General features: G+C 73.8%; 10 protein-coding genes. 2 read left to right on the top strand and 8 right to left on the bottom strand.

Annotated elements, in window-relative coordinates; translation table 11 throughout:
* Positions 1-7: 7 nt before the first annotated feature.
* On the top strand, positions 8-772 hold the full coding sequence (locus tag H1D33_RS07640) for a hypothetical protein (RefSeq protein WP_181568736.1): 765 nt from the start codon (positions 8-10) through the stop codon (positions 770-772).
* Here H1D33_RS07640 and H1D33_RS07635 read toward each other — a convergent pair.
* The 8 genes from H1D33_RS07635 to H1D33_RS07600 all read right to left on the bottom strand — a co-directional run bounded on the left by H1D33_RS07635 (position 744) and on the right by H1D33_RS07600 (position 8,336).
* Positions 744-1,379: a bifunctional 4-hydroxy-2-oxoglutarate aldolase/2-dehydro-3-deoxy-phosphogluconate aldolase gene (locus tag H1D33_RS07635; RefSeq protein WP_181568737.1), complete on the bottom strand. Its 636-nt coding sequence runs from the start codon at positions 1,377-1,379 to the stop codon at positions 744-746. The two genes, H1D33_RS07640 and H1D33_RS07635, sit on opposite strands and share 29 nt — an antisense overlap.
* A complete protein-coding gene (locus tag H1D33_RS07630) occupies positions 1,376-2,359 on the bottom strand; it encodes a sugar kinase (RefSeq protein ID WP_246411557.1) in 984 nt (327 codons plus the stop codon). The genes H1D33_RS07635 and H1D33_RS07630 overlap by 4 nt, the downstream gene beginning before the upstream one ends.
* Before the next feature lie 43 nt (positions 2,360-2,402).
* Positions 2,403-3,329: a DUF6807 domain-containing protein gene (locus H1D33_RS07625; protein ID WP_181568738.1), complete on the bottom strand. Its 927-nt coding sequence runs from the start codon at positions 3,327-3,329 to the stop codon at positions 2,403-2,405.
* On the bottom strand, positions 3,326-3,970 hold the full coding sequence (locus tag H1D33_RS07620; protein ID WP_181568739.1) for a hypothetical protein: 645 nt from the start codon (positions 3,968-3,970) through the stop codon (positions 3,326-3,328). The genes H1D33_RS07625 and H1D33_RS07620 overlap by 4 nt, the downstream gene beginning before the upstream one ends.
* Positions 3,967-4,839, bottom strand: a complete 873-nt coding sequence (locus H1D33_RS07615) for a carbohydrate ABC transporter permease (RefSeq protein WP_181568740.1) — start codon at positions 4,837-4,839, stop codon at positions 3,967-3,969. The genes H1D33_RS07620 and H1D33_RS07615 overlap by 4 nt, the downstream gene beginning before the upstream one ends.
* On the bottom strand, positions 4,836-5,819 hold the full coding sequence (locus tag H1D33_RS07610) for a carbohydrate ABC transporter permease (protein ID WP_181568741.1): 984 nt from the start codon (positions 5,817-5,819) through the stop codon (positions 4,836-4,838). The genes H1D33_RS07615 and H1D33_RS07610 overlap by 4 nt, the downstream gene beginning before the upstream one ends.
* Before the next feature lie 29 nt (positions 5,820-5,848).
* Positions 5,849-7,192, bottom strand: a complete 1,344-nt coding sequence (locus H1D33_RS07605; RefSeq protein WP_181568742.1) for an ABC transporter substrate-binding protein — start codon at positions 7,190-7,192, stop codon at positions 5,849-5,851.
* A gap of 97 nt (positions 7,193-7,289) precedes the next feature.
* Positions 7,290-8,336, bottom strand: coding sequence for a LacI family DNA-binding transcriptional regulator (locus tag H1D33_RS07600; RefSeq protein WP_181568743.1), 1,047 nt, complete (start codon positions 8,334-8,336; stop codon positions 7,290-7,292).
* Positions 8,337-8,575: 239 nt separating this feature from the next.
* On the opposite strand from H1D33_RS07600, the gene H1D33_RS07595 reads away from it, so the two are divergent.
* Complete coding sequence (locus H1D33_RS07595) at positions 8,576-9,904, top strand: Gfo/Idh/MocA family protein (RefSeq protein ID WP_181568744.1); 1,329 nt, start codon at positions 8,576-8,578, stop codon at positions 9,902-9,904.
* Positions 9,905-9,907: the final 3 nt, after the last annotated feature.

Below are 9,907 nucleotides of genomic sequence, written 5' to 3'. Positions count from 1 at the left end.
GCGCGACATGGGTGAACTGCGGAAACCGTTCCTGCTGCTGGCGCTGTTCGTGGTGGCGCTGGTGGTCGGCGTGGAGCTGGGCGCCGCCGCGTTGACCGGCGGCGGGGACGCGGGCGGCGCGCTGCGCGACAGCGCCGGGCAGCTCGGCGTCGAGCTGGGCGACGTGGGCGCGGTGGCCGAGCCGTCCGGCCGGGGCATCGGCTACCTGGCCCTGATCGACGTGGTGGCGCTCTGGACCACCGGGCTGTTCGCGCTGAGCCTGGTGCTGCCGGACCGGGTGCAGGGCCGGGTGCAGGGCGTCGCCACGCTCGTCTTCTCGATCGTGCTGCTGCTGGTGTCGCTGGTCCTGTTGATCATCGCGTTCGTCGAGCTGACGGTGATGGTCTCGCTGTTCCTGGCGCCCCCGTTCGGCACGCTCGCCTACCTGGCGGTGTGGGGGTTCTTCCCGGTCGACGACGCGGCCGTGCTGCTCGGGCTGGTGCTGCTGCTCAAGCTGATCTGGGCGGGCCTGCTGCTGGCCGCCCAGCCGCGGTTCCTGCGCAACAAGGGTCTGGTGCTGCTGGCGCTGACCACGCTGCTGTGCACGGTGGTGCTGCAGTTCCTGCACGGCCTGCTGCCGGTGATCCTGGTCAGCATCCTCGACGACCTCGGCGCGGTGGTGTTCGCCGTGGTGGCGCTGATCTGGGCGTTGGTGCTGCTGATCGGCTCGATCCCGGCGATCGTCAAGGCGGTCCGCACCACGGTCACGACGTCCGGCCGTACGGTCGGCTGACCGGGCGGCCGGTGGCCAGCTCGGCCAGGCGCGGGAGCTGCGCCGGGTCGGTGAGCGCCGAACCGACCGCCACCACCCGGACCCCGGCGGCCAGGAAGTCGCCCGCGTTGCCGGCGTCGATGCCGCCGGTGGCCACGAACCGGGCCTCCGGCAGCGGCCCGGCGACCGCCCGGAACCAGGCCGGTCCGAGGCTGACCGCCGGGAACGCCTTGAGCCAGACCAGGCCGTGGTCGAGCGCCTGCTGCGCCTCGGTCGGGGTGGCCACGCCGGGCAGGTGCGGGATGCCGTAGGTGTGCGCCGCGTCGGCGACCGCCAGGTCCAGGCCGGGCGCGACGGTGAACGCCGCGCCGGCGCTCACCGCCTGGCGGACCTGGGCCGGGGTGCGCACCGTGCCGGCGCCGACGATCCGGTCCCGGCGCCGCCCGGCCGCGGCGGCGGCGCGCAGCGCGGGCACCGCCCCGACGGTACGGATGGGCACCTCCACCACCCCGATCCCGAGATCCCAGGCCAGTTCCGCGAGGCGGACCGTCTCCTCGGGCGGCAGGTCGCGCAGGATCACCATCACCCGCGCGTCGCCGAACAGCGGTGCGAAGTCGTGCCCGGTCATGTGCCGCTCCCTCCGTCGGGACGCCGCGCCGGCGTCGCCCACTCCCGATCCGTCCACGCCAGCGCCCGGGTGGTCCACACCGGATCCGGCGGCGGCGCGGTGTCGCCCGGCGCGGCCAGCACCGGCGCCGCGGTGAGGTGCCCGAGGCGCAGACAGGATCTCAGGTCCGCCCCGCGCAGCAGCCCGGCCAGGAAACCGGCGGCGAACGCGTCCCCGGCGCCGACCGGCTCCACCACGTCCACCGGCCGCGCCGGCACGAACACCGCCGGTCCGGTACGCGGCAGCGCGGTGGCGCCGACCGGCCCGTCCTTGACCACCAGCAGCTCCGGCCCGGGCAGCAGGTCGCGCACGGCCGCCGGGTCGGCGCTGCCCCAGAGCGTCGCCGCCTCGTCCAGCCCGACGAGCACCACGTCGGCGCGGTCGGCCAGCTCGCGCAGCACCGGGGCGGCGCGCTCGACGGGCCAGAGCGCGGGCCGGTGGTTCACGTCGAAGGTGACCCGGGCGCCGGGCGCGGCCCGCCCGCCAAGGGCGTGCGCGAGCAGGTCCCGGCAGGAGTCGGAGAGCGCGGCGGTGATCCCGGACAGGTGCAGCAGGCGCACCCCGGCCAGCCGCGGGTCGGCGAGGTCCGCCGGGCCGAGGCGGCTCGCCGCCGAGCCGGCCCGGTGGTAGTGCACCCGGGTGCCGGCCGGCCCGGGATCCTTGAGGTAGACGCCGGTGGGGGCGGCCGGGTCGACGGTGACCAGGTCGACGTCCACCCCGGCGGCGGCGATCTCGGCGACCACCCGGCGGCCGAACGGGTCGTCGCCGACCCGGCTGACCCAGGCGACGCGGTGGCCGAGCCGGGCCAGTCCCGTCGCCACGTTCGACTCGGCGCCGCCGACGCCGACGACGAGTCGGGCGGCGTGTTGCAGCGGCCCGCCGTCGTCGGGGGTGAGCACCACCATGGTCTCCCCCACGCAGGCGACCTCCGGCCCCGTCACGGTGCCCCCTTTCGTTCGCGACTGCGGGGCTCGCTCCTCGCGCTCACCGGAGCACCTCCGCCAGGCGGGCCGGCACGGTGGCCGGGTCGAGGTGGCCGTCGACCACCAGCACCCGGTACCGGTGGCGCCGGGGGGTGTCGGCGGCGACCACCGCCGGCCGGTCGAAGGCGTACGCGACGCAGACGCCCGGGTACATCGCGGTGCGGACGAACCACCTGTCGCCCGACCCCAGGCCGGTGAAGACCAGCGTGTACGCGTCGCCGCCGGGCCCGGTACCGGCGAGCGCCAGCCACGGCGCGGCGGAGCCGTTGACCGCCTCCTCACCGGACGCCTCCCCGGTCCACACCCGGGCCTCGACGTCGCTGACCGCCCGCCAGAAGAAGCCCCCGTAGCCGGCGCCGCCGGAGCGGCCGTTGGTGGCCGGGCTGCCCAGGTGCACGTCCGCGCCGGTGGCGGACGTGAGCGTGCCGGACACCGTCAGCCACCAGGCGTCGTCGCCGGCCGGGGCGGCGGTGAGGCGGCGGTGCTCGCGCAGCAGCGGCCGGCCGGCCCGGTCCCGCCACGCCAGGTCGTGGTCGAGGCGGTCGGCGGCCCGCTCCCGCCAGCCGGTGTGCGCGACGGCGCCGTGGTCGTCGCGCCAGGTGTAACCGCTGCCGCGCACGTAGGTGCGCCCGCCCCAGAGGTTGGTGCCGTCGACGTCCGGCACGGCCAGCGACGCGCCGAGGTGCCAGACGTGGTCGGCGGGGAGCGCGTCGGTGACCGGGACGCCGGCGCGGGTCCGGACCGGATGCAGGTAGGGCCGGGGTCCGTGCCGGGGGTCCAGGTCCGGCCGGAGGACGTAGCGCGCGACCTCCGTCCCGGCGACGACCAGCCGTTCCACCCCGTCCGAGGCGGGGGTGACGGCGTGGCCTGCGCCCGGCGCGGCAGCGGCGGTGTCCGGGACGGCGCCGGGCCACGGAGCGGCGGTCACGACGCCTCCGGACGGATCGCCAGGTCGCGCGCCTCCGCGGGTTCCGGCGCGCCGGCCGGGCGACGGGCGTCGACCGCGTGCAGCGCCGCCAGCGTGTACCCGCCGAGGATCGGCACCGCCACCGGTGTCACCAGCGCGGCGAGCAGCGTGGCCAGCGCACAGGTCCCGGCGGCGGCGGCCCAGACGCCGGGCCGGTGCAGGCAGGTGCGGGCGGCGTGCCGGGCGGCGGACCGCCAGCCCCGGCCGCCGGTGCGCCCGACCGCGACGGCGACCAGGCCCGCGTACCCGAGCAGGGCCGCGACCACGACGGCGGTGACCGCGAGCGCCGGCCCCCCGCCGGGTACCCGGCCGGTGGCGAGCGCGAGCAGGTCGGCGGCGAGCAGCACGACGGCGGCGAGGGCGACGGCGCTGACCGCCGCCCCGGCCGGCAACGCCCGGCCGAAGCGGGCCAGGCTGGTCCGCACCGGCGGCCAGCTCCCGGTGACCGACCGGTCGTGCAGCGCGGCGGACGCGGTGGCGACCGCCGGGGCGAGCGTGAGCAGCGGCAGCGCGGCCACCGCCACGGCGAGGCCGAGCAGCGCCAGGTCGGCCGCCTCGGCCACGGTGTCCCGCCAGTCCCGGCGGGGGCGCTCGGCGGTCATCCTTTCAACCCGCTGGTGTTGATGCCCTCGACCAGCATCCGCTGGAAGGCGAGGAAGAACAGGAACACCGGCAGCAGGGACAGCACCGACATGGCGAACATCGGGCCGACCGCGCTCTGGCTGGTCGAGTCGATGAACAGGGTGAGCGCCACCGGCACGGTGTAGTCCTGGAGGGTGGACAGGAAGACGAGCTGCCGGAAGAAGTCGTTCCAGGTCCAGATGAACGAGAAGATCGCGGTGGTGACCAGCGCGGGACGGCTCAACGGCAGGATCACGTGCCGGAAGACGCCGTACGGGCTGGCGCCGTCGATCTTGGCGGCCTCGTCCAGCTCGCGGGGGATGCCCCGCATGAACTGCACCATGAGGAAGACGAAGAACGCCTCGGTGGCCAGGAAGTGCGGCACCAGCAACGGCAGGTACGGCCAGTCGCCGCCGACCAGGCCGAGGCTGCGGAACAGGATGTACTGCGGCACGATCAGCACGTGTCCGGGCAGCAGCAGGGTGCCGATCATGACGGTGAACCACACCTTGCGCAGCCGGAACCGCAGCCGCCCGAGGGCGTACGCGGCGAGCAGGCAGGACAGCGCGTTGCCGACGACGGTGAGCAGGCTGACCATGGCGCTGTTGAGGAAGAACCGGCCGAAGCCGACGTCGAAGTTGGTCCAGCCCTCGACGTAGTTGCCGGGGGTGAAGTCCTCCGGCAGCAGGCCGATGTTGTTGACGATCTCGGCCTGCGACTTGACCGAGGTGCCGAGCATCCAGACCAGCGGGTAGAGCACCACCGCCACGATCACCACGAGCACCAGCAGGCGCAGCGCCTGCCGGTTGCGCGGGCGGCGTCGGCCGGCGCCGGCGGTCACCGCGGTCATGAGTCGTCCCCTCCGTCCGAGTAGTGCACCCAGAACCGGCCGGTGCTGAAGAAGACGGCCGTGATGAGCGCGATGGCGAGCAGGAACACCCAGGCCATCGCCGAGGCGTAGCCCATCTCCAGGTCGGTGAAGCCGGAGATGTAGAGCTTGAGCGTGTACATCAGGGTGGAGTCGACCGGGCCGCCGGTGCCGTTGCTGAGCACGAACGCGGCGGTGAAGCCCTGGAAGCCGTGGATGGTCTCCAGCACCAGGTTGAAGAAGATCACCGGGGAGAGCATGGGCAGGGTGACCGCGCGGAAGCGCCGCCACACCCCGGCGCCGTCCACGGCCGCCGCCTCGTACAGCTCGACCGGGACCTGCTTGAGGCCGGCCAGGAAGATCACCATGGGTGCGCCGAACTGCCAGATCGCCAGCACCATCAGCGTCTGCAGCGCCCAGTCCGGGTCGGCGACCCAGGGCAGCCCCTCGACGCCGAAGAGGGCGAGGAAGGAGTTGAACGCGCCGTCCCGGTTGAACATGTTGACCCAGACGATGGCGAGCGCCACGCTGCCGCCGAGCAGCGACGGCAGGTAGAACAGGCCGCGGAACAGCCCGACGCCGCGCCAGGTGCGGTTGAGCAGCAGCGCCACGCCGAGCGCGGCGGCCAGCTTCAGCGGCACGGCGACCAGCGCGAACGTCAGCGTGACCCGCACCGCGTGCCAGTACGACGGGTCGGCGGTGAACATCCGCTCGTAGTTGGCCAGCCCGACCCAGCGCACCTCGGACAGCGGGGTGAGGATGTCGTAGTCGGTGAAGCTGAGCCAGAGCGACAGCAGCATCGGGAGCGCCGTGATGCCCATCAGTCCGATGAGCCAGGGCGAGAGGAAGACGTACCCCGCCAGGCCCTCGCCGTACCGGGCCCGGCCGGCCCCGCGCCGCGTGGGGCGGGGGCCGACCGGTCCGGTCCGGGGGGTCCGGCCGGGCGCCGTGGTGAGGGCCACGGGCCGGTTCCTTTCTTCTCGTCGTCGGGTCAGGCGATCGCGGCCTTGCAGGCGGTGACGAACTGCTCCGCCGCCTGCGCCGGGGTGGCCCGGCCGTACTGGGCGTTCTCGGCGGCCTTGGTCAGCTCGGACTTCACCTTGCTGTGGCCCTTGATCGGGACCTGCGGGGACGGGCCGAACTTCTGCGCCAGGTCGGACTCGACCTGGATGGACTGCTTCATGGCCGGGTCGGTGGCGGTCTCGCTGACCTTGGCCCGCAGGTCCATGTTGGAGGGCAGGCCGCGGTCGGTGCCGAGCAGCGCGACCGCCTCCGGGTCGTTGTTCAGGAAGTTGATCACGTCGACCGCGGTGTCGCGGTGCTTGCTGCCCTTGAACACCGACCAGTACATCGAGGCGCGGGCCCACTGGGCGCTCGGGTCGCCCGGGTACGCCACCACGCCCAGCTCGTCCTTGGTGTTCTTCTTCAGGTCGGGCATCTGGTTGGCCCAGACCCAGGAGGTGGCCGCCTTGCCGGTGACCACGAGCTGCTTGGTGATGTCGGTGGCGTTGCCCTGGTGGATGACGTCGGCGGTCGGGGTGGCACCGGAGTCACGGGCCCCCTTCCACAGCTCGAACCACTTCGTCACGTCCTCGACGGTGAAGCCGAGTTCCTTGCCCTTGTACAGGTCCTTGCCCTGCTGGCGCAGCCAGACCCAGAGCGCCTTGTAGTCGGCGCTCGGGTCCTGGGTGCCGGGCACCTTGGTCTTCTTCGCCACCTGCTCCGCCCAGGCGATGTGCTCCTCCCAGCTCATCCCGGTGGTCGGCTCCGGCAGCCCGTTCTTCGTGAGCAGCGTCTTGTTGTAGACCAGGCCCTGGGTGTTCTCCCCGGCGGCCACCCCGGCGAGCTTGCCGTCGACCACGCCGTACTCGAGCAGGCTCTTCGGGAACTTCGACACGTCGAGCTTGCCGGAGTCGCGGTAGCTGCCCAGGTCGAGCGTGGTGCTGCGGCCGGCGTACTCGGCGAGGTAGTTGTCGTCGATCTGGAACAGGTCCGGCGGGTTGCCGCCGGCGGTCAGCGTGGCCAGCTTGTCGAAGTAGCCCTGGTTGGCCTGCCAGGTCTTCTCGAACGTCACGTCCGGGTGCTTCTTCGTGTAGAGCGCCAGGGCGTCCTCGGTGAGCTTGGCCCGCGCGTCGCCGCCCCACCAGAAGATGGAGAGCTTGACCGGGCCGCCGTCGCCGGCGTCGTCGTCACCGCCGCAGCCGGCCGCGCCCAGGGCGAGCGGCGCGACCAGCGCGACCGCGGCCAGGCCGCGGACGAATCGACGTCGGGACAGAAGGGTACGGTGATTCCGCCCGGCGGGTGCGCCGGCGGTGGGGGGCGTTGCGGGGTGCATCTGCGCTCACTCCTCGGCTGTGGGAGGCGACGACGTCACCGGCGGCCGTCCACGGGCCGCCCGGGTCCGCACCGCTATGCGGACCCGGGCCACCTCGTCAGGCCCCGGCGCCGTTTCGACCGGGCTCGGGAACGGGCCCGGTCGAGTCGCGGACGACCAGTACGGTCTGGAGCATTACCTGTGCGGTGGTGCGACGGTCGCCGGCTGCCGCGCCCCGGCCCCGGGCGCCGCGCGGCGCGTCGGAGTCGTGTTGCAGCAACATGTCGACGGCCGTCCGGCCGGCGGCCGCGGTCGGCGTGGCCACCGTCGTCAACTTGGGGCGGGTGAGCCGGCTCAGCGCGATGTCGTCGACGCCGATCACGCTGACGTCCTGCGGCACCCGCAGCCCGAGCGCGTCGAGCCCCTCGATCAGGCCGAGCGCCATCAGGTCGTTGTAGGCGAGCACGGCGGTGACGCCGCTGCGGCGTACCGCCTCGGCCGTGGCGCCGCCGCCGGTCTCGGTGGGTTGGTTGGGCCCGAGCACGGTCAGGTCCGCGCCGCCGCCGCGGGCGGCGGCGGCCGCGGCCCGGCGCATCTCCCGGTTGGTCCAGGAGCCGCGCGGGCCGCCGAGCAGCGCGATCCGCCGGTGGCCGAGGCCGAGCAGGTGCTCGATCGCGGACCGCGCGCCCTGCCCGACGTCCATCATCACGCAGGGCAGGCCGGTGACCTGGCGGTTTATCACCACCACCGGGACCTCACGGCTGACCTGCTCGATCAGGCTGTTGCTCATCCGGGGGCTGCACAGCAGGACGCCGTCGACCTGCTTGGCGAGCGCGTGGACCAGGTCCTCCTCGGCGAGCGGGTCCTCGTTGGTGTCGGCCACGAACACGTGGTAGTCGCGGTGCCGGGCCTGCCCCTCCGCCGCCTTGATCAGCGGCGGGAAGAACGGGTTGGCGATGTCGGCCACGATCAGGCCGATGTTGTGGGTCCGGCCGGTGATCAGGGCCCGGGCGGCCCGGTTGGGCCGGTAGCCGAGGTCCTCCGCGCAGGCCAGCACCCGGACCCGGGTCTCCGGGTTGACCAGGTGCGGGGCCGAGAACGTGCGGGAGACGGTGGAGATGTGCACGCCGGAGGCCCGGGCGACGTCCCGGATGGTGGCTGGCACGGTGGGCTCCCTCGTCCGATGTGGTGGGGGTCACGTGGGTGCCGCCAATTAATGCAAACGGTTGCTCCGGTGTCAACGGTCCATTGTTACGTCTCGATTGCGGTGCGACTCCCGGTGGGCGCATAAAAGCGGACCGATGTGGATTCATGGGGCGGGATAGCCATCGACCGTTGACGACGTGTCGGCCGGCGTGGTTTCTTCGGCTGCAAACCTTTGCAGCACCGCGGGAGGCCGACGTCATGTCACCACCGGCCCGGAAACGGGTCCGCCACGCCCTGGTCGGCGCCGGGGCACGCGCCGAGATGTTCGTCCGGGCGCTCGCCCTCGACCACGCCGACACCGCCGAGCTGGTCGCGCTCGCCGACGTCAACCGGACGAGGATGGACGCGCACAACCGCTGGCTGACCGACCTCGGTCACCCTCCGGTGCCCACCTGGGCCGCCGCCGACTTCACCGCGATGCTGGCGAAGGAACGTGTCGACGTGGTGCTGGTGACCAGCGTCGACGTCACCCACGACGCGTACGTCACGGCGGCGCTGCGGGCCGGCTGCGACGTGGTCACCGAGAAGCCGATGACCGTCGACGCGGCGCGCTGCCGGCGCATCCTGGACACGGTCGCGGAGACCGGCCGGCGGGTCACCGTGGCGTTCAACTACCGCTACAACCCGCTGCACGAGCAGGTGCGGCGGCTGCTCGCCGACGGCGCGGTCGGCGAGATCGGCTCGGTGCACTTCGAGTGGCTGCTCGACGTGCGCCACGGCGCCGACTACTTCCGCCGCTGGCACCGCGACAAGGCCACCTCCGGCGGCCTGCTGGTGCACAAGGCCAGCCACCACTTCGACCTGGTCAACTGGTGGCTGGACGCCCGGCCGGTCGAGGTGCACGCGGCCGGGCGGCTGTTCTTCTACGGCGAGGACGGCCGCCGGCACGGCTACGCCCGCGACTACGACCGGGCGCACGGCGCGCCCGCCGCCGCCGACGACCCGTTCGCACTGCGGCTGGCCGAGCACCCCCGGCTGCGCGAGCTGTACCTCGACGCCGAGGCCGAGGACGGCTACCACCGCGACTGCAACGTCTTCGCCCCCGGCGTGACCATCGAGGACGACCTGGCGGTGCTGGCCCGCTACTCCACCGGCGCCACCATGACCTACCACCTCACCGCGTACGCCCCCTGGGAGGGCTACCGGGTGATGGTCAACGGCAGCCGGGGCCGCCTCGAACTGGAGGTCACCGAGAGCGACCACGTCAGCCCCGGCGGCGCGTCCGCGCTCAAGGGCGCGGCGCTGCACGGCGACGAGGCCGCCGAGGAGCGCGGCGCGGCCCGGCTCACGCTGCGACCGTTCTGGGAGCCGCCGGTGGAGATCGGAGTCGACGGCTGGACCCGGGGCGGGCACGGCGGCGCGGACGCCCGGATGACCCGGGTGCTGCTCGGCGGCGAGACCGACCCGATGGGTCGCGCCGCGACCGCGTACGACGGCGCGCTGGCGCTGCTCACCGGCCTGGCCGCCAACCGCTCGCTGGAGACCGGCGCGCCCGTCCGGGTCGCCGACCTGCTCACCCTGCCCTGACCG

Source organism: Micromonospora ferruginea (assembly GCF_013694245.2).
Lineage (GTDB): Bacteria > Actinomycetota > Actinomycetes > Mycobacteriales > Micromonosporaceae > Micromonospora > Micromonospora robiginosa.
The sequence above is the reverse complement of the archived record's forward strand: the minus strand, read 5'-3'. Positions and strand labels throughout refer to the sequence as shown.

Bases quoted from the DNA above. Each gene is read 5' to 3' on its own strand.
- H1D33_RS07640 (WP_181568736.1), top strand. From the start codon at position 8: ATGGGTGAACTGCGGAAACCGTTCCTGCTGCTGGCGCTGTTCGTGGTG.
- H1D33_RS07635 (WP_181568737.1), bottom strand. From the start codon at position 1,379: ATGACCGGGCACGACTTCGCACCGCTGTTCGGCGACGCGCGGGTGATG.
- H1D33_RS07620 (WP_181568739.1), bottom strand. From the start codon at position 3,970: ATGACCGCCGAGCGCCCCCGCCGGGACTGGCGGGACACCGTGGCCGAG.
- H1D33_RS07615 (WP_181568740.1), bottom strand. From the start codon at position 4,839: ATGACCGCGGTGACCGCCGGCGCCGGCCGACGCCGCCCGCGCAACCGG.
- H1D33_RS07605 (WP_181568742.1), bottom strand. From the start codon at position 7,192: ATGCACCCCGCAACGCCCCCCACCGCCGGCGCACCCGCCGGGCGGAAT.
- H1D33_RS07595 (WP_181568744.1), top strand. From the start codon at position 8,576: ATGTCACCACCGGCCCGGAAACGGGTCCGCCACGCCCTGGTCGGCGCC.